18 protein-coding genes are annotated in these 17,350 nt (G+C 63.2%); 4 read left to right on the top strand and 14 right to left on the bottom strand.

What is annotated here, in order from left to right:
- The first annotated feature begins 69 nt into the window (after nucleotides 1–69).
- Complete coding sequence (locus AC3CB8_RS22105; protein WP_352564764.1) at nucleotides 70–684, top strand: dimethylsulfonioproprionate lyase family protein; 615 nt, start codon at nucleotides 70–72, stop codon at nucleotides 682–684.
- On the top strand, nucleotides 684–2,159 hold the full coding sequence (locus tag AC3CB8_RS22100; protein WP_352564766.1) for a cobyric acid synthase: 1,476 nt from the start codon (nucleotides 684–686) through the stop codon (nucleotides 2,157–2,159). The genes AC3CB8_RS22105 and AC3CB8_RS22100 overlap by 1 nt, the downstream gene beginning before the upstream one ends.
- 3 nt (nucleotides 2,160–2,162) lie before the next feature.
- Here the strand turns inward: AC3CB8_RS22100 and AC3CB8_RS22095 are convergent, their stop codons facing one another.
- The 4 genes from AC3CB8_RS22095 to AC3CB8_RS22080 form a co-directional block, all read right to left on the bottom strand.
- Nucleotides 2,163–2,582, bottom strand: a complete 420-nt coding sequence (locus AC3CB8_RS22095; RefSeq protein ID WP_352564768.1) for a VOC family protein — start codon at nucleotides 2,580–2,582, stop codon at nucleotides 2,163–2,165.
- A gap of 107 nt (nucleotides 2,583–2,689) precedes the next feature.
- Nucleotides 2,690–3,523, bottom strand: a complete 834-nt coding sequence (locus AC3CB8_RS22090; RefSeq protein WP_352564770.1) for a helix-turn-helix domain-containing protein — start codon at nucleotides 3,521–3,523, stop codon at nucleotides 2,690–2,692.
- A 103-nt stretch (nucleotides 3,524–3,626) separates the two neighbouring features.
- Nucleotides 3,627–3,797, bottom strand: a complete 171-nt coding sequence (locus tag AC3CB8_RS22085) for a hypothetical protein (protein WP_352553292.1) — start codon at nucleotides 3,795–3,797, stop codon at nucleotides 3,627–3,629.
- A gap of 51 nt (nucleotides 3,798–3,848) precedes the next feature.
- Nucleotides 3,849–4,634 carry a TSUP family transporter gene (locus AC3CB8_RS22080; RefSeq protein ID WP_023769889.1) on the bottom strand — a complete coding sequence of 262 codons (786 nt, stop codon included), beginning with the start codon at nucleotides 4,632–4,634 and terminating at the stop codon, nucleotides 3,849–3,851.
- A gap of 114 nt (nucleotides 4,635–4,748) precedes the next feature.
- Between AC3CB8_RS22080 and AC3CB8_RS22075 the strand changes: the two genes are divergently transcribed.
- Nucleotides 4,749–5,180 carry a TerB family tellurite resistance protein gene (locus AC3CB8_RS22075; protein WP_023783128.1) on the top strand — a complete coding sequence of 144 codons (432 nt, stop codon included), beginning with the start codon at nucleotides 4,749–4,751 and terminating at the stop codon, nucleotides 5,178–5,180.
- Between the two features lie 16 nt (nucleotides 5,181–5,196).
- On the opposite strand, the gene AC3CB8_RS22070 is transcribed toward AC3CB8_RS22075, so the two are convergent.
- The 5 genes from AC3CB8_RS22070 to AC3CB8_RS22050 form a co-directional block, all read right to left on the bottom strand.
- On the bottom strand, nucleotides 5,197–6,819 hold the full coding sequence (locus tag AC3CB8_RS22070) for an ABC transporter ATP-binding protein (protein WP_352564772.1): 1,623 nt from the start codon (nucleotides 6,817–6,819) through the stop codon (nucleotides 5,197–5,199).
- Nucleotides 6,816–7,685 (bottom strand): ABC transporter permease, encoded by an 870-nt coding sequence (locus tag AC3CB8_RS22065; RefSeq protein ID WP_352564774.1) that lies wholly within the window; start codon nucleotides 7,683–7,685, stop codon nucleotides 6,816–6,818. The genes AC3CB8_RS22070 and AC3CB8_RS22065 overlap by 4 nt, the downstream gene beginning before the upstream one ends.
- Nucleotides 7,682–8,629, bottom strand: coding sequence for an ABC transporter permease (locus tag AC3CB8_RS22060; protein WP_352596350.1), 948 nt, complete (start codon nucleotides 8,627–8,629; stop codon nucleotides 7,682–7,684). The genes AC3CB8_RS22065 and AC3CB8_RS22060 overlap by 4 nt, the downstream gene beginning before the upstream one ends.
- A 34-nt stretch (nucleotides 8,630–8,663) precedes the next feature.
- Nucleotides 8,664–10,142 carry an ABC transporter substrate-binding protein gene (locus AC3CB8_RS22055; protein WP_352564776.1) on the bottom strand — a complete coding sequence of 493 codons (1,479 nt, stop codon included), beginning with the start codon at nucleotides 10,140–10,142 and terminating at the stop codon, nucleotides 8,664–8,666.
- A gap of 162 nt (nucleotides 10,143–10,304) precedes the next feature.
- On the bottom strand, nucleotides 10,305–11,585 hold the full coding sequence (locus AC3CB8_RS22050; protein ID WP_352564778.1) for an acetylornithine deacetylase/succinyl-diaminopimelate desuccinylase family protein: 1,281 nt from the start codon (nucleotides 11,583–11,585) through the stop codon (nucleotides 10,305–10,307).
- Nucleotides 11,586–11,800: 215 nt separating this feature from the next.
- Between AC3CB8_RS22050 and AC3CB8_RS22045 the strand changes: the two genes are divergently transcribed.
- The gene (locus AC3CB8_RS22045; RefSeq protein WP_023783134.1) at nucleotides 11,801–12,229 is read left to right on the top strand and encodes a L,D-transpeptidase; all 429 of its coding nucleotides are present in this window, start codon (nucleotides 11,801–11,803) and stop codon (nucleotides 12,227–12,229) included.
- A 69-nt stretch (nucleotides 12,230–12,298) separates the two neighbouring features.
- On the opposite strand, the gene AC3CB8_RS22040 is transcribed toward AC3CB8_RS22045, so the two are convergent.
- From AC3CB8_RS22040 to AC3CB8_RS22020, 5 genes are all read right to left on the bottom strand, one after another.
- Nucleotides 12,299–13,288 (bottom strand): lipid A biosynthesis lauroyl acyltransferase, encoded by a 990-nt coding sequence (locus AC3CB8_RS22040; RefSeq protein WP_031240918.1) that lies wholly within the window; start codon nucleotides 13,286–13,288, stop codon nucleotides 12,299–12,301.
- Nucleotides 13,289–13,408: 120 nt separating this feature from the next.
- Nucleotides 13,409–14,437: a zinc-binding dehydrogenase gene (locus AC3CB8_RS22035; RefSeq protein ID WP_023791690.1), complete on the bottom strand. Its 1,029-nt coding sequence runs from the start codon at nucleotides 14,435–14,437 to the stop codon at nucleotides 13,409–13,411.
- 36 nt (nucleotides 14,438–14,473) lie between these two features.
- Nucleotides 14,474–15,745 (bottom strand): beta-ketoacyl-ACP synthase, encoded by a 1,272-nt coding sequence (locus tag AC3CB8_RS22030; protein ID WP_023791687.1) that lies wholly within the window; start codon nucleotides 15,743–15,745, stop codon nucleotides 14,474–14,476.
- A gap of 44 nt (nucleotides 15,746–15,789) precedes the next feature.
- On the bottom strand, nucleotides 15,790–16,980 hold the full coding sequence (locus AC3CB8_RS22025) for a beta-ketoacyl-ACP synthase (RefSeq protein WP_023791683.1): 1,191 nt from the start codon (nucleotides 16,978–16,980) through the stop codon (nucleotides 15,790–15,792).
- A gap of 55 nt (nucleotides 16,981–17,035) precedes the next feature.
- Nucleotides 17,036–17,329, bottom strand: coding sequence for an acyl carrier protein (locus AC3CB8_RS22020; RefSeq protein ID WP_023769901.1), 294 nt, complete (start codon nucleotides 17,327–17,329; stop codon nucleotides 17,036–17,038).
- Nucleotides 17,330–17,350 lie beyond the last annotated feature (21 nt).

Here is a 17,350-nt window from a genome sequence, read left to right as displayed (position 1 = left end):
CAATGATGCCGCCGCGCAACCCGACCTATCGCGGAGCGGCTGTGCATCGATGCATGCCCGGAGCAAGATGTGACGACCAAATTCGACGAACTGCTGGAAAAGTTCCACGCCTATCTCGCTTCCGTCGATGACGTTCCGGTGCGCGAGGCGGTGGCGCGTATCGGCTGGGTTATGCCAGCCCGAAATTTGGAGCCGCACCGGCTTGGTTGCCTGCGCCATCTCGATCGCGCGGCCGAACTGGCGCCGCTGGATGCGAGGCCGCTGGTGCGATTGCTGGCCGAGCAGCGCAACGAACTGCATTGGGGGCAGACCTACACCGAGGCCGATTTTGGCAGGGCCTTCATCGACAATTACGGCTGGCTGGAAATGTTTGGCACGCGTGGGCACTTCGTCAACGAAGAGGTTGCCGCCGGGCTGCTGATTCTCGGACCCGGGATCGTCTACCCCGACCATCATCATGTCGCCGAGGAAATCTATATTCCGCTGACCGGCGGCACGGAGTGGCGCATGGGCGAGGGCGGTTTTCGCAGGCGGGAGGCCGGCGAGGTCGTCCACCATGCCTCCACCGTCAACCACGCCATGCGTACGGATAATGAGCCGCTGCTGGCGCTCTACATCTGGCGCGGCGGGCCGTTGGCGCAAAAATCCACGATCACCGGCACGGCGACGCAGGGCAGAGGCTGATGGCCAGGGCAATCATGCTGCAAGGCACAGGGTCGGACGTCGGCAAGACGGTGCTGGTCGCGGGCCTTTGTCGCGTCGCGAAAAAGCGCGGTCTGAAGGTGCGGCCGTTCAAGCCGCAGAACATGTCGAACAATGCCGCCGTCGCCGAAATTCCCGGCGACAACAACCATGGCGGCGGCGAGATCGGCCGCGCGCAATGGCTGCAGGCGATCGCCTGCGGCGTGCCGCCATCGGTGCATATGAACCCGGTGCTGCTCAAACCGCAGACAGATGTCGGCGCGCAGGTCATCGTCCAGGGCAAGGTGTTCGGCGAAGCACGGGCGCGCGACTACCAGGCGTTCAAGGGCCGGCTGATGGATGCGGTGCTGGAGTCCTGGGGCAGGGTCGGCGAGGGTGCCGATCTCGTCATCGTCGAGGGTGCCGGCTCGCCGGCCGAAATCAACCTTAGGAGCCGCGACATCGCCAATATGGGCTTTGCCACGCGCGCCGATGTGCCGGTGGTGCTGGTCGGCGACATCGATCGCGGCGGCGTCATCGCCTCGCTCGCCGGCACGCATCTGATCCTGCCGGAAGAAGACCGGCGCATGATCGTCGGCTATCTCATCAACAAGTTCCGGGGAGACGTCTCCCTGTTCGATGATGGCCTGAGGGCGATCGAGAAATTCACCGGATGGCGCTGTTTCGGCGTCGTGCCGTGGCTGAAGGCCGCGGCACGGCTGCCGTCGGAGGATTCCGTGGTGCTGGAGCGGCTGGCATCCGGCGAGGCGCGCGCGCTCAAAGTGGCGGTGCCGATGCTTGGCCGTATCGCGAATTTCGACGATCTCGACCCGCTCAAGGCCGAACCGCAGGTCGAGGTGGTGTTCGTGCCGCCGGGAAAGAAGCTGCCGGCCGATGCTGGGCTGGTGGTCATTCCCGGCTCCAAGTCGACAATCGGCGATCTCCTGAAGTTTCGCGAGAATGGTTGGGATCGGGATCTTGCGGCGCATCGCAAGCGCGGTGGCCATGTCGTCGGCATTTGCGGCGGGTTCCAGATGCTCGGCCGCATGGTGCGCGATCCCGACGGCATCGAAGGCTCCGTCATAGAAGCCGAGGGGCTCGGCCTGCTCGATGTCGAGACGGTGATGGAGCCGGAAAAGACGGTGCGAAATGTCAGCGCCCGGTCAGTGCCGTTCGGCCTGCCGCTTGAAGGCTACGAGATCCACCTCGGCCGCACGACGGGCCCCGACACCAGGCGCCCGTCGGCGATCATCAACGGCGCCGAGGATGGCGCGATCTCCGCCGACGGCAAGGTGATCGGCACCTACATGCACGGCCTGTTCGGCGCCGACGGCTTTCGCGGAAAATTCCTCGAAAGCCTCGGCATCAAGGGCGGTGGCCTCGACTATCGTTCCGAAGTCGAGCGGGCGCTGGACGAAGTCGCGGCCGAGCTGGAGACCCATCTCGACTGCGACGCGATTTTTTCGCTGGCGCGTTGAAGGTCAGACCTTCTCACTGGCCTTCGGCCAGTAGGTGCCGAACGACCAGACATTGCCTTCCGGGTCACGGCAGACGAACTCACGGCTGCCGTAGTCGCGGTCGGTCAATTCCTGGATGATGACGGCGCCGGCCTTCCTGGCTCTCTTATACGCGGCATCGGCATCGTCGACGGCGACATAGATCGACTTGCCGCCGCCTGAACCGGGTTCGCCTACCATCTTGCCGTAATCATCGTCGCGGACCGAGCCCAGCATGATGATCGAAGAGCCGAAGACCAGTTCGGCATGGTGCACGACATCGCCTTCGCCGTAGCGGGCGCGGACGCTGAAGCCGAAGGCTTCGCCCAGCCAGTCGATCATCTTCGCCGCGTTTCTGTAGCGCAGGGCAGGGTAGAGCCGTGGTGCTTCATTGGTTGTGGGCATGGCTGCCTCCTTCATCCGGATTGGTCGATAACCCACTCTGTTCGAAGGCCGTTCCGGCGTCTTGAAGAAATGTTACCTGCCGGCCAGTGCGCGCGGCTTGTTCGGAACTAGACCCCCAACGACAGTGCGGTCGGCGTTTCGCCGGCCAGGTCGCGGAACTCGCGGGCCAGATGCGCCTGGTCAGCATAGCCGCAATCGGCGGCGATGTCGGCCCAGCCGCTCGCCTGTTGCCTGGACAGGCCGAGGGCTCGGTTGAAGCGCACGATGCGCGACAGGGTTTTCGGACCGATGCCGGTGGCGTCGGTGAATCTCTCGGCAAGATGCTTGCGGCTCCAGCCCAGCTTTTCCGCAAGAGAGGCGATGCGCGTGCGGCCGCCCGAAAAGATGATCCTGTCATAAGCCCAGGCGATCTCGGCCCGGGTCTCCTGGGCAGCGGCCAGCCGGCCGGCGACGAACATTTCCGCCAAGTCGAAACGCATGTTCCAATCCGGCGCGTTGCCAAGTTTTTCGCGCAGGGCGATGCCTTCGAGACCGAGCACGTCGTCGAGGGCTACCATGCGATCGACCAGTTCACTCATCGGCCGGCCGAAAAACCGGCGTGCGCCCAGCGGGGTGAAGTTGACCTGGACGCAGCAGGCGCCACCGAAAGACTGGATCATCACCGGTCCGGCATAAAGGCCGGCGGCGAAGCTGGCGAAACGGTCGTTATCGCCGGGGGTTCGGCCAAGCCCGATAGCGAATGGTTCGGCAAAGCTGATCACCAGCGGCACGGTCAGCGAGGCATATTCGATGTTATGGAAATAGCCGGGCGCGGTTTCGCGATAACCGCAGATATCGGTGACAACGCCGTCAAGCGCGGCACTGGGAAGCCGTCGACGCATTTCGAAAAGCCCCGATATGGAGCGATCCTGTTCTTTCCGGCGCTGCATCTCGATTGGCATTGGCCGTCCTTCCGCCAAGCGAAGCTAGCAGAGCCCGCATCATAATCAAAAACGCCCGGCTTTGGCCGGGCGCTCTCGGTCCCCGCCTGTCGACGGAAACTTGTCAGGCGCCGCGCATCAGGCAGCCGGCGGCGAGCACGATATAGGCGATAAGCACGATCCACACCGATGCGATCGGAATGAACGCAAGGACGCCAAGCGCGGCAAGAATGCCGATGATGGCGATGACAACGGAGACGATGAAAACAATCTGGGTAGGCGCGCTGAGATTCATGTCTGGCTCCTCCAACATGATTCGAACAGCGGCATTGTAACAGGCGCGTGATTACACACCAATCATGACGCGCAACGGGTTGGCCGGATCGGCCAGCAGCTTCACCGCCAGAGCCACGCAGACGATGACCAGCAGCGGCTTGATCAGCTTGGCGCCGATGCGCATGGCCAAGCTCGCGCCGACGCGGGCACCGAGGAACTGGGCGACGCCCATCACCAGGCCAATCTTCCACGAGATGACGCCGACGGCGGCGAAGATGATGAAGCCGCCGATGTTGGAGGCGAAATTGAGCAGTTTGGTGTGCGCCGTTGCCTTGAGCACGCCGTAGCCGGCGAGCGTCACGAAGGCCAGCATGTAGAAGGAACCGGCGCCCGGCCCGAATACGCCGTCATAGAAGCCGATAGCCGGCACCAGGGTCACGCCGAACAGGAAGGGCGACAGGCGCTCGGCCCGGTCGACATCGTTCATGTTGGGCTTGAGCGCGAAGTAGAGCGCAATGGCAATCAGTACCAGCGGCAGGGCCGCTCGCAACAGGTCGCCGGGCACGATCGTGGCCAGCAATGCGCCGATGGCGCCGCCGGCGAGGGCAAGCAGCGCCGATGGCAGCTGCCGGCGCAGGTCGACATGGCCTTTCGAGGCATAGTGGATCGTCGCCGACCCGGAGCCGAACATGCCTTGCAGCTTGTTGGTTCCAAGCGCCTCGACCGGCGAAAAACCGGCGAGCAGCAGCGCCGGAATGGTGATCAGCCCGCCGCCGCCGGCAATCGAATCGACAAACCCCCCGGCAAAGGCGGCGAAAGCGAGCATGGCGATTGTCTGGGCGGTGAGGTCGATCATCTGATATGTCGAGATGTCCGTCGGCTGTAGCGCGCGTTCGACCACGCCGACCCGGTTTGCGCAAGGCCGATTCCGCGCTAATTCTGTTGAAGAAGAATCGGAAAGGGCCCGTTCATGGCATTCGCATTGCTTGACCAGATACGCTCGATCTTCGACGGCGACCCGGGCGTGCGCAAGGTCGCGGACGATCCCGTCCTGTCGGCGGAACTGCTGATGCTGTTCCGGATGATCTTGGCCGATGGCACGGTGAGCGAGAGCGAGATGGTTGCCTTCCGGCGCATCTGCAAGGATGCTTTCGGCATTCCGGAGGCCAGCATCGACGCGGTTATCGAATATCTCAACGAATACGGCTATGAGACCAACGGCTCGCAGGCGATCGCGCTGTTTCGTGACCTCGACGTCGGGCGGCGCAAGCAATTGGCGCAGCACATGGCGGAAATCGCCAAGGCGGATTCGCAACTGGCCGAGACCGAGGTGCGTCTGTTGCGCCGCACGCTCGATTTGCTCGACATCAGCCCGGTCGATGTGGTGAAGCCGGAAGAGTAGCGGGCGGATCGGCAGCTTACCCTTGTTCCTGCATCCGTTTCGCGATCGCCCGGCGAAGATCCGGCGCTGCGGCGACCAGCGCTTGCGCCGCCTCTGATTGCGGATGGTCGAGCACTTCGCTCGTCCTGCCGCGCTCGACGATCTTGCCGTCATGCATGACCAGCACGTCGTCGGTGATGGCGCGGGCGACGGTCAGGTCGTGGGTGATGAAGAGATAAGCGATGCCGAGTTTCTGGTTCAATCCGGCGAACAGGTCCAGGATCTGTGCACGGATCGAGACATCGAGTGCCGAGACTGGCTCGTCGGCGACGACAAGCTTGGGGCGCGTGATGATGGCGCGGGCGATCGACAGGCGTTGGCGCTGGCCGCCGGAAAATTCGTGCGGGTATTTGTCCATGTCGCGTTGGTCGAGGCCGACCTCGTGGAGCGCATGCGCCACCATCTCGCGGCACTCGGCGCGCGTCGGTTTTTTCTCCAGGACATGCAGGGGTTCGGCGACCAGTTTTTCGACCTTCTGGCGCGGATCGAAGGAGCCGTAGGGATCCTGAAAGACAACCTGCATATTGCGTCTGGCCGGCTTCAGCTCGGCCTCGCTCCTGCCGGTGATGGGTTCGCCGCCAAACCGGATCGTTCCCGAACTCGGCCGGTCCAACGCCAGGATCATGCGGGCAAGGGTCGACTTGCCGCAGCCGGAGCGGCCGACCAGCGCCACCGACTGCCCCGGCGCCATCGACAGGGAGACATCGTCGACCGCACGTATGTCTGGCGCGCGCCGGAACAGCGAGATGCGGCGTCCGGGGTAGTCGCGGCTGACGCCCTCAACCTGCAGCAAGGGTTGGTCCATCCCGACATGATGAGGTTTGGAGCGCGCCGGAACATGCATCGAGGCCTGCGCCAACTGGCGCGTATAGGGATGGAACTGTTCGGAGAGCGTGCGCGCCGTGTCGCCGGCGTCCATCACTTCGCCATGGCGCAGGATGGTGATGCGGTCGGCCATCTCTGTCACGACAGCGAGATCATGCGAGATCAGCAGCAGGCCCATGCGGTTCTCCGCCACGAGATCGCGCAGGAGGTCGAGGATCTGTGCCTGCAGCACCACGTCGAGCGCCGTCGTCGGCTCGTCGGCGATCAGCAGCTTCGGCTTCAGCGCGCAGGCGATGGCGATGACGACGCGTTGGCGCTGGCCGCCCGACAATTCGTGCGGATAGCGCGACAGCGGGAATTTTGCTTCGGGCAGGCCGACGCGGTCGAGCATTTTTCGCGCCCGCTCCTCGGCGTCGGCACGGCTCGCCCCGGTGTGCCAGCGTATGCCTTCGGCGACTTGTTCGCCGATTGTCTTGACCGGGTTGAGCGCCGTCATCGGCTCCTGGAACACCATACCGATGTCGTCGCCGCGCAAGGCACACATCTGGTCCTCGGTCGCTCCCAGAATATCGATGCCGTCGAATGTGATGCGCCCGGTGGCGCGTGCGGCATGGGGCAGGAGCCGCATCACCGTCAGCGCGGTCATCGATTTGCCGGAGCCTGATTCGCCGACCAGCCCCATCACTTCGCCGGGCGCGACGGAGAGCTCCATATTTTTCAGGATCTGTGTGTCGCCGATGACCAGCGACAGATTATCGATTTCGAGCAGGCTCATCGCCGCCGCCGCGATTTCGGGTCGAGAATGTCGGCGATGCCGTCGCCCAGAAGATTCAGGCCGAGCACGGCGACGACGATCGCCATGCCGGGGAAGATCGCCATCCACGGCGCCACCACCATGCGCGTCTGGGCGTCGAACAGCATGCGGCCCCAACTCGGCATTGGCGGCTGAGCGCCGAGGCCGAGATAGGAAAGCCCGGCTTCGGCCAGGATGCCCAGCGCGAATTGGATTGTGCCCTGCACCAACAGCAGCGTGGCGATGTTGGGCAGCACGTGTTCGATCGATATCTGCGTGCTGCTCTTGCCGGCGGCGCGCGCTGCAAGGATGAATTCACGCGGCCAGATGGCCAGCGCGCCGGCGCGGGTGACGCGGGCGAACACCGGAATGTTGAAGATACCGATGGCGATGATCGCATTGACGGCGCCCGGCCCGAAAATGGCTGTTATCATGATGGCCGACAGCAGTGCGGGGAAGGCGAAGACGAGGTCGTTGATGCGCATCAACGCCTCGTCGACGAGGCCGCCGCGCGCGGCGGCGAAGGCGCCAAGCGGCACGCCGACACCCATGCCGATCCCGACGGCGACCAGCGCCACGGCGATCGAGTTGCGGGCGCCAACCATGATCATCGACAGGATATCGCGGCCGAAATGGTCGGTGCCGAACCAGTGCGCTAGCGAGGGACCTTGCGTCTTGTCCGCTATAACGAGCCTCGTTACATTAAAGGGCGTCCAGACATAGGACACGACGGCCATCGCCAGGATCAGCACGGTGATGACGAAACCGGTAACGAAAGCGGTATTCCCAAACGCCTTGGCCAGGATGCTGCGGAACGTCTCGTCGGGGATGTCGATGCGCAGCGTCATTGCCGGGTCCTCAGGCGGGGATCGACCACCGCATAGGAAAGCTCGACGACGAGGTTGACGGCGATGACGGCGGCGACCAGCAGCATGATGACGCTCTCGACGACGATCAGGTCGCGCTGGGTGATCGCCTGGAACACCAGCCGGCCGAGCCCGGGCAAATAGAAGACATTTTCGATGATGATGGTGCCGGCGAGCAGGAAGGCGAACTGCAGGCCAAGGATTGTCAGCACCGGGATCATGGCGTTGCGTAGCGCGTGCCGCCACAGCACGGCCCGATAGGGCAGGCCCTTGGCGCGGGCGGTGCGGATGTAATCCTCGTCGAGCACCTCGATCAGCGCCGAGCGGGTGACGCGTGCCAGGATTGCCGCTTGCGGCAAGGCAAGCGCCACCGCCGGCAACAGCAGCGATTTCAGTGCCGGCCAGGCGCCGGCGCCCCAACCGGGAAAACCACCGGCCGGGACCAGACGCAGCCAGACCGCGAAGATATAGATCAGCATCAGCGCGAACCAGAAATTGGGCACGGCAACGCCAAGCTGCGCGATGCCCATTGAAATCGTATCGCCGGCCCGTCCGCGCCGGCTGGCGGAAAACAGGCCGACCGGAATGGCGATCAAGGTGGAGAGCGCGAGCGCGATCAGCGCCAGCGGCAGCGAGACGGCCAGCCGTTCGCGCACGAGATCGATGACCGGGACCGAGTAGGTATAGGAGCGGCCGAAATCGAGGGTGAGCAAGCCCCCGGCCCAGTGCAGATAGCGCAGGACGATCGGCGCGTTGAGGCCCATCTGGTTGCGCAAGAGTTCCACTTGGTCGGCACTGGCGTTCATGCCCAGCATCAGCCGCGCCGGATCGCCGGGGAGGATCTCCAGCACGGCGAACACCACCATTGAGGCAAGTACCAGCGTTGCCAAAGCGACGGCGAGACGCTTGAGGAGGTAGGCGCTCATGGAAGGCAAGGGAGTGCCGCGCGCACCAAGAACCTCACTCGCTCCACTTCACCTTGGTCAGGTCGTTGGCCTGGATCGGCGCATTTTCCCACAGGCCCTGCAGCTTGGCGTCCCAGACACCGACCTTGGGCAATTCGTAGAGGAAGCCGACCACGGCGTCGTCGGCCAGGATCTTCTGCGCCTCGCCAAGCAGTTCCTTGCGCTTGGTCTCGTCGGAGGTGAGGTTGAGGTCGGCGATCACTTTGTCGAAGGTCGGATTGTCGTAGTTGAAGTAATAGTCCTTGCGCGAATAGATATCGATGTCGTTGGGCTCGGTATGGGAGACGATGGTCAGGTCGTAATCCTTCTTGGTGAACACCTGGTCCAGCCACTGCGCCCATTCGACCGGGATGATCTCCAGGTTGATGCCGACATCGCGAAGTTGCGAGGCGATGATCTCGCCACCGAGCCGTGCATAGCTGGGCGGCGGCAGTTTCAGCGTTGCCTTGAAGCCGTTCTCCAGCCCGGCCTCCTTCAGCAGTTCCTTGGCCTTGTCGACATTGTGCGGATAGAGGCCGGTGAGGTCGACATAGTCCTTGTTCGCCGGCGACATATGCGAGCCGATCGGCAGGCCAAGGCCGGCCGAGGCGCCGTCGATGATCGCCTTGCGGTCGAGCGCATAGGAGATCGCCTGCCTGACCTGCAGCTTGTCGAAAGGTGGCTTCTTGTTGTTGATCGAGAGGATGGTTTCGCCTTCGGTCGAACCGATCACCACCTTGAAACGCGGATCGTCCTTGATCTGTGCGAGGCTGTCGGGATCGAAGAAGGGAAAGGCTTGGATGTCGCCGGACAAAAGGGCAGGCACATAGGCCGCGGCATCCGGCACGATGCGGAACTCGACCTTGTCGAGGAACACCGGAGAGCCCCAGTAATGGTCAGATTTGACCAGCGTGATCGATGATCCCTTGGCCCAGTTCTGGAACTTGAACGGGCCGGTGCCAACCGGGTTTTCCTTGTTGGTGTCGGCGGATTTCGGCGACACCATCACCGCGTCGCCCCAGCCCAAATTGTAAAGGAAGGATCCTTGCGGGTTTTTCAGCGTGATTTTCACCGTCGCCGGATCGATGACGTCGACCTTGTCGATGGCCGCGAACAAGCCCTTCTGCGCGTTGACCGAATTGTCGGCGCGGGCACGGTCGAGCGAGAATTTCACGTCATCGGCGCTGAAATCGGCGCCGTCGTGGAATTTGACGCCGGCGTGCAGCTTGAAGGTGTAGACCTTGCCGTCATCGGAAATGGTCCAGCTTTCCGCCAGATCCGGCAGCACCTCGCCATTGGGTCCGATCCGGGTCAGCCCCTCGAAGACATTGGCGTAGAGCACTTCCTTGATCGCCGCAGCGGCACCAGCGGTTGGGTCGAGGTGCGGCGGTTCGAGCGGAATGCCGATGACCAGGTCGGTTCGGGCCGCAAAGGCGGAGGTTCCAGCGGCCAATGCGAGAACCGCGGCGGCCAGAATGGTTTTCCACAATCTCATCGTGCAACTCCCCATGCGTTCAGGATACGTGCTCAAGCCGGGCGATAGAAGCGTGATTTCGCGTGGGAGTAAATTGCGTTTCGTGCTGCCAGGCAGGGTGGCCGGGAATGTTTTTTGCCGTGCCAGCCCTGTCGGCGGGCCGAAGCTTATCGCGATGCAGGATCATCCCGTGGCCGTGCCGCGCAGCAGCACGTTGAGCCCGATCGCCATCACCTTGGCCGATTCCACCATGTCCGATATGCCAACCCACTCGTCCGGCCGATGGGCGAGGTCGAGAATGCCCGGGCCATAGGCGATGCAGTCGTAGATATGCCCGATGCGGGCGATGTGCTTCTGGTCGTAGGTGCCGGGCGAAATGACGTAGTCGGGCTCGCGGTCGAAGATCGCATGAATGCCTTGCGCCACCGCCTTGACGACGGGGGCGTCGCGCTCGGTCATCAGGGGCAGTACTTCCATCAGATCGCGGATCTCGTAGTCGAATTTTTTGCGCTCGCGTTTCAGCCGGTCGAGAACGCCGGTCACTTCGGCTTTGACCGTGGCCAGATCCTCCTCGAGGAGGAAACGGCGGTCGATGGTCAGACGGCAGGAATCGGGCACGTTGGGCGAGGGCAGACCGGGGCGGAAATCCTCGGTCTGGCCGCCATGAATGGAATTGATGTTCATGGTCGAGCGCCTGGCGCCTTCCGGCACCACCGGCATGCGGGTGATCTTTCGGTCGAGTGCCGGGAACAGTTCGTCCTCGAATGCCTGCAGCACCGCGCCCATATGGCGCACCGCATTGTCGCCGAGAAACGGCATCGAGCCGTGCGCGATCTCACCCTTGGTCTCGATCTCCGCCCACCAGACACCGCGATGGCCGAGGCAGATGCGGTCCTTGTTGAGAGGCTCGGGAATGATGACGTGATCGACCCTGGGTTTCGAGAAATAGCCGAGGCCGGCCAGATGGGCGACGCCGCCGAAGCCGCCGGATTCCTCATCGACCGTTCCCGAGATCTCGATGGCGCCGGGAAAGTCGGGAAAGACTTCCACAAAGGCTTCGACAGCGATGATGGAGGCAGCGAGGCCGCCCTTCATGTCGCAGGCGCCGCGTCCATAGACCTTGCCGTCCCTGACGGTGCCAGCGAAGGGATCGACGGTCCAGCCGTCGCCGGCTTCGACAACGTCGATATGCGAATTGAAATGGACGCAGGCACCAGGTGACCGTCCATCAAGCCGCGCCACGACATTGATGCGCGGATAGCGATCGGTGTCGCCGGGCGTGCCTTCGGCGCGGATGAACTCGGTCTCGAAGCCGTTCTTCCTTAGCCGCTCACCGATATAGTCGGCGCACGGTCCGTAAGCTTCGCCGGGTGGATTTATGGTCGGAAAGCGGATTAGGTCGGCGGTCAGCGCCACCAACTCGTCGCGCCTGATGTCGATTGCCTTGAGGAGTCGCCCGTTCATGCCGCGAGTTGAGCAGCGATCCCAGTGGTTTTGCAAGCCCGTCGATCAAACCGTGCAACGTGTCGTTGTGGCAACTATCGCGGGAAATCGTTCAAATTCACTGCTTCGGATTGGCGAATTGGTCAAAGACTGTGTGCTATCTGTTCGCCGCCATTAAAGAGGTGAAAAACAACGTGATGGCGAGCAGGCATGGGCAATCAGAGGGGTTTGATCGCATGAATACGTCATTTCTCAAGGCAGCAGTATTGGTCGTTGCGCTGTTTGGCGCATCGGCAGCAAGTCAGGCCGCCACATTGGTGGCGAACATCGACGTGTCGTCGCAGACGATGACCGTTCGTTATGGCGATTCTGTCTATCGGTGGGCCGTCTCCACCGCCCGTCCGGGCTATTTCACGCCGCGCGGGACCTACCGGCCGCAGCGCACGGCGCGGATGTGGTATTCGCGCAAGTACGAGATGTCGCCGATGCCGTACTCGGTGTTCTTCCGTGGCGGCTATGCCATCCATGGAACGGGCGCCGTCAGGCAACTCGGCCGTCCGGCCTCGCATGGCTGCGTAAGGCTGCACACCGCCAATGCCGCGGCCTTCTATTCGATGGTCCGCGAAGTGGGCTTCGGGAATACGCGCATTGTCGTCACCAATTAGGCAATTGGCGGTTTGTTGATATGGCTTTGTTTGCTGGCGGAGGAACGCACGTTCCCGCCAGCGGCTTGCTCAGCTGTTTGAGGCGGGAGCCGGCTTGGTGCGGTTTTTTCGCCGCCAGTTGCTGATCTCCCACCTTTTGTGGAACCACATCCATTGGCCTGGATCCTCTCGGACCCAGCGCTCGACAACGTCGTTCAGCATCTGGGTGGTGGCGTGGACATCGACGCTGCCGTCGGCGGTGCGCGGCAGGACCAACTTGTCCTCGATCTCGAGCCGGAAGCGGTTGCCCGGCAACCTGATACAACGCGCCGGATAGACGTCGCAGTCATAGTGGCGGGCAAGGGTGCCGAGCACGCGGTTGCTCTGGCAGGGGCGGCCGAAGAAGGTCGTGTCCAGGCCGTTGGAGAACTTCTGGTCGACGAGAACGCCGATATTGCCGCCATTGTCCAACACTCCCGCCAGCGCGAACGAGGCGCCGGCCATCGAAGGCAGCAAGCCTCCCATGGTCGATCGCCTTGTCGAAAGGATATAGTCGGCGAGGTAAGGGTTGTTGGGCGGCCGAAACAGCGCCGTGATGTTCATGCCGAAGGTCGCGGCCGCCACCGGCAGCAGCTCGAAATTGCCGAGATGGCCGGTGAAGACGATGTGCGGCTGCTTCTCGGCCGCGATCTCAACGAAATGCTCTGTTCCCTTGACCTCGATACGGCCGGGCTTGCCGGCGGCTGGGTCATAGTCGAAGAGGGCGTCGAGGAAGATGTATTCGGCGGCAAGGCGGGCCATGTTGCCCCACATGTCGGACGCGATGGATCGGATTTCGTCCTCGCTCTTTTCCGGATACGCCTTGCGCAAATTGTCGAGGGCGACCTGGTGGCGCCCGACCCTTGGACCGATGAGGCGTGCGGTGCGGTCGGCAAAATTCAGCGCGCTGTCAACCGGCAGCAGGCGCAGCAGCGACATGATGACCATCGCGAGACGCGCAACAAACCAGTAATTCACCTGGCGCAATTGTCTGCCATGGCGAAATTTCAGATCGCGGCGAAGCTTCTTGAGCACGGACATCGAGGCCCTAGAGCATGATGCCGAAAAGTGTGAAGCGGTTTTCGGATGACATCATGCTCTATTCCTTGATTTAGAGGCGGATTCAGATTTCAGGTCGATTCGACCTGAAATCATCCGACTCTAGGCGACGCGCAGGATGATCTTGCCGAAAACGTCGCGGCCTTCCATGCGCTTCAGCGCGGCATCGATATCGTCGAAGCCGACCTCGGTGTCGATTACCGGGGCGACCTGTCCCGCGGCCATCTTTTGCATGGCGTTGGCCATGTTCTCCATGCGGCAACCGAAGGATCCGAGCAGTTTCAACTGCTGCTGGAAGAGCTGCATCAGGTTGATCTGCGCCGACACGCCGGAGGTCGAACCACAGGTCACCAGGCGACCGCCGCGCTTCAGGCACAGCATCGAGCCGGCAAAGGTGTCGGTGCCGACATGCTCGAACACCACGTCGACGCCTTTCTTCTTCGTCAGCTTGCGCACGACGCCCTCGAAGCGATCGTCGCGGTAGTTGATGACATGGTCGGCGCCGAGAGCCTGGGCCTTGTCGATCTTGTCGTTCGAGCCGACCGTTGTGATGATCGTGCAGCCCATCCGCTTGGCCAACTGGATGGCCGCCGAGCCGATGCCGGACCCGCCGGCATGAACGAGGATCGTCTCACCGGGCTGCAGCCTGGCATTGTCGAACAGCATGTGCTCGACGGTGCCGAAGGTAACGGGCGCGACCGCGGCCCCGATATCGGTCACACCGGGCGGGGCGGGGACCAGCAGGCGCGCCGGCAGGTTGATCTTCTCCTGCGCGAAACCGTCGAGATGGAAGCCGTGAACGCCCGAAACATGCTCGCACAGGTTGTCGCGACCTTCGCGGCAGGCACGACAGAGGCCGCAGGTGCGCGCGCCGTAGATCGATACCAATTGTCCGGGCAGCAGGCTGGAAACGCCGGGACCGACCGCCTCCACCTCGCCGGAGGCCTCCGCGCCGACGACCAGCGGCAGCTTGCGCTTGGCGAAGGCCATGCCACGCCAGCCCCAGACGTCGATATGGTTCAGCGCCACCGCCTTGATGCGCAGCGTCACTTCGCCAAGCGCGGGAGGCGGCGGGAGTGGCAGGTCCACCGTTTCAAGGCGGCGGTCCTCGATAAGTTGCAGTGCGCGCATGGAGCCTGTCGGTTCTGTTAAGCGGAAAGGGCTCGCTTAGACCGGTTCCCGCGCCATGACAAGGCAAGTGTTCTGGCCGCCAAAGCCGAAGGAGTTCGACAGAACGGAGCGAACCTGCGCATCGCGCTTCTTGTTCGGCACGACGTCGAGCACGATCGCCGGGTCAGGATTGTCATAATTGATGGTCGGAGGAATGACGCTTTCGCGCATCGTCATCAGCGAAAACGCCGCTTCGACAGCGCCCGCCGCCGACAGCGTGTGGCCGATCATCGACTTGTTGGACGAGATCGGCATCGAGCCGATGCGCTCGCCAAACACCGTCGACAGCGACAGGTGTTCCATCTTGTCGTTTTCCGGCGTCGAGGTGCCGTGTGCGTTGACATAGTCGATCTCGTCTTCGCCGAGACCCGCATCGGCAAGTGCGGCCCGGACGGCGGCGATCGCCGGCGATCCATCCGGCTTGGAGCGCGTGCGATGGAAATCGTCGGCCTTTTCGCCACAGCCGCTGAGGATGCCGAGAACGGCGGCCCCACGGGCAAGCGCCGCCTCCAGCGATTCCAGCACCAGAGCGCCAGATCCCTCGGCCAACACGAAGCCGTCACGGTCCTTGGAAAACGGCTTGGAAGCCTTTTCCGGATTGTCGTTGTGGGTGGAGAGCGCCGACAGCAGCGAGAAGCGGATCAGCGCCTCGGCGGTCGCCGAGCCGTCGGCGCCGATCGACAGCGCCCGATCGCATTCGCCACGGCGGATCGCCTCGACGCCGAGCTGGATGGCGGTGGCGCCGGAGGCGCAAGCCGTCGAAAGCGTGATCGGCAGGCCACGTGTGCCGAACCGGTCGGCGAGCCGGTCGGCGATCGAGCCGAACTGGGTGGTTTCGAAGAGATCGAGTTCCTTCAGGCCGCGCGCCACGCGCAGCAACCTTTCGGCGCCGGAATCGTGCTTGTCTGAATTGTAGAGCGAAAAGCGGTCGTGCCAGTCGAGCTCGACCGGCGGCGAGGCGAGGAAGAGAGGGCCGCCGAAATCGCCGGAAGTCAGGCCGGCTTCGCCAACAGCCTCCTGCGCCGCGGTTTCCGCCAGTTCATAGGTGAGGAGGCTTGCTCCCTTTGAGCTCGACGACAGGAAATCGACCATGCCGGAGATCCGTGTGTTGAGGTGGTCGACCGGAAAGCGAGTGATCGGGTGGATGCCCGACTTGCCCGAGGTCAGCGCGGCCCAGTTGTCTGATTTGCCGACGCCCAGCGAGGTCACCACCCCGATACCGGTGACGGCAACCACGGGCCTGCCCATGTGATCTCTGAAATTGGCCATCCGGGAGCCCTCTTATCTCTGCAGTGCGTTCGCCAAACGCCGCCTCAAGCGGCGTTGACCAGCGCCATGCCCTCGAATTGGTGATAGCCGATCGCCGTTGCAAGGACGCTCACGGGAATGCCTGCAAATGGCTTTTCGGCCGTGGCGTCAAAGACAGGGTAGGCGGCCTTGCGGTCGACCGCGAGTGCCGCCAGCGCCACGGCGAAGGGAAACTGCGCTTCCTTCATGTGCCCGGTCAACGTTGCAAAACCGCGCGCCGATATCGCCGGATTGGCGTCGAGCGCCGCCTTTTCGGCCGATGTTGCCGCATGCGCGCCTGATGCTCCCGACATGGCGAGCATTTTGGCGTTCGGCAGCAGCGCCTGTTTGAGGAGGAGAGCGATCTCGGTGTCGAGTTCTCCGCGCGCGCGCCTGGCGCGGCCGGAGACGACGGGGCCGAGTTCAGCATAGATCTTGCGTCCGCGGCTTGCCGCGTGTTCGCGCTGCTCAAGCACCAGGAAGGCTCCGCCGGAACCAGAGACCACGCCGCCGCCCTCGGCGCCCTGCCTTTGCCAGACAGGCTTCCACGGGCCGCGATGCAGATAACCGGCCAGCTCGTAGCCCAGCAGCATGTCGGAATGTTCCGTCTGGAAGGCGCCGCCGACCAGGATGTGCGTCGACTGGCCGGAGCGGATGCGCGCGGCGGCCGTCTCGACGGCGGCGACGCCAGCGCCTTCCTCACCCATGAAGGTCCTGGACGAGCCGGTGACCTTGTGGACGATGGAGATGTTGCCGGCGAGCAGATTGGAAAGCTGCGCCAGGAAAAGCGTCGGCCGCAATTCGGTGGTCAGCTTCTCGTTGAGCAGCACGTCGCGGTCGTTGCGGTTTTCCGAAGCGGCTAGAATGTCGGCGTCGACCGCTTCGTCGCGCTCGCCGCCGCCGGCCGCCACAACCATGTCCATTGTGGTGCAGAGTTCGTCATTGCCCTTGATGCCGGCGTCGTCGAGCGCGAGGCCCGCCGCATAGGTGCCGAGCCTCTGCCATGTCTCCATCTGCCGCTGATCGCCGCGCTTGGCGATCTGCAGGTTCCAGTCGATCTCGGGCAGTGGATGAACCGTGTAGGGCGCGAAGCGCGCGGGATCGAGCACCGGCTCCGGGCCGGGTTGCGCCAGCTTCTGCCAATGGGCTTCAGGACCTTCCCCCAGCGAGGAAACTAGGCCGATCCCTGTGATGACGACGTCGTGGGGGCTGCTCATGAGCGGCTTTGTGGGTCAGGTGACGGAGCGCGTCAAGTCACGCGCCCTGATGACCTCACACGGTCTTGGCGGCAACCAGCGCGTCGATCTTGGCGCACAGGTTCTTCATGACGAAGTAATCATCGGTCGAAGCCTTGCCGTCATTGACTTCCTGGGTCCACTTTTCCAGCGGCACCTTGATGCCGAATTCCTTGTCGATGGCGAACACGATGTCCAGGAAGTCAAGGCTGTCGATGCCGAGATCGTCAATGGTGTGGCTCTCGGGCGTGATGGTGTCGATATCGATCTCGCTGGTGTCGGCAATGATCTTGGCGACTTTGTCGAACGTGGTGGAGTTCGTGGTGGACAAGGGGCTTTTCCTTCTTTGCGG

The sequence above is a fragment of the Mesorhizobium sp. P160927 genome, assembly GCF_057766385.1.
The sequence above is the reverse complement of the archived record's forward strand: the minus strand, read 5'-3'. Positions and strand labels throughout refer to the sequence as shown.

Excerpts from the sequence above, each read along its gene's own strand:
- AC3CB8_RS22100 (WP_352564766.1), top strand. The coding sequence starts at position 684 with ATGGCCAGGGCAATCATGCTGCAAGGCACAGGGTCGGACGTCGGCAAG.
- AC3CB8_RS22095 (WP_352564768.1), bottom strand. The coding sequence starts at position 2,582 with ATGCCCACAACCAATGAAGCACCACGGCTCTACCCTGCCCTGCGCTAC.
- AC3CB8_RS22070 (WP_352564772.1), bottom strand. The coding sequence starts at position 6,819 with ATGAGCCTGCTCGAAATCGATAATCTGTCGCTGGTCATCGGCGACACA.
- AC3CB8_RS22060 (WP_352596350.1), bottom strand. The coding sequence starts at position 8,629 with ATGAGCGCCTACCTCCTCAAGCGTCTCGCCGTCGCTTTGGCAACGCTG.
- AC3CB8_RS22025 (WP_023791683.1), bottom strand. The coding sequence starts at position 16,980 with ATGAGCAGCCCCCACGACGTCGTCATCACAGGGATCGGCCTAGTTTCC.
- AC3CB8_RS22035 (WP_023791690.1), bottom strand. The coding sequence starts at position 14,437 with ATGCGCGCACTGCAACTTATCGAGGACCGCCGCCTTGAAACGGTGGAC.
- AC3CB8_RS22065 (WP_352564774.1), bottom strand. The coding sequence starts at position 7,685 with ATGACGCTGCGCATCGACATCCCCGACGAGACGTTCCGCAGCATCCTG.
- AC3CB8_RS22045 (WP_023783134.1), top strand. The coding sequence starts at position 11,801 with ATGAATACGTCATTTCTCAAGGCAGCAGTATTGGTCGTTGCGCTGTTT.
- AC3CB8_RS22080 (WP_023769889.1), bottom strand. The coding sequence starts at position 4,634 with ATGATCGACCTCACCGCCCAGACAATCGCCATGCTCGCTTTCGCCGCC.
- AC3CB8_RS22075 (WP_023783128.1), top strand. The coding sequence starts at position 4,749 with ATGGCATTCGCATTGCTTGACCAGATACGCTCGATCTTCGACGGCGAC.
- AC3CB8_RS22055 (WP_352564776.1), bottom strand. The coding sequence starts at position 10,142 with ATGAGATTGTGGAAAACCATTCTGGCCGCCGCGGTTCTCGCATTGGCC.
- AC3CB8_RS22050 (WP_352564778.1), bottom strand. The coding sequence starts at position 11,585 with ATGAACGGGCGACTCCTCAAGGCAATCGACATCAGGCGCGACGAGTTG.
- AC3CB8_RS22090 (WP_352564770.1), bottom strand. The coding sequence starts at position 3,523 with ATGCCAATCGAGATGCAGCGCCGGAAAGAACAGGATCGCTCCATATCG.
- AC3CB8_RS22085 (WP_352553292.1), bottom strand. The coding sequence starts at position 3,797 with ATGAATCTCAGCGCGCCTACCCAGATTGTTTTCATCGTCTCCGTTGTC.
- AC3CB8_RS22040 (WP_031240918.1), bottom strand. The coding sequence starts at position 13,288 with ATGTCCGTGCTCAAGAAGCTTCGCCGCGATCTGAAATTTCGCCATGGC.
- AC3CB8_RS22030 (WP_023791687.1), bottom strand. The coding sequence starts at position 15,745 with ATGGCCAATTTCAGAGATCACATGGGCAGGCCCGTGGTTGCCGTCACC.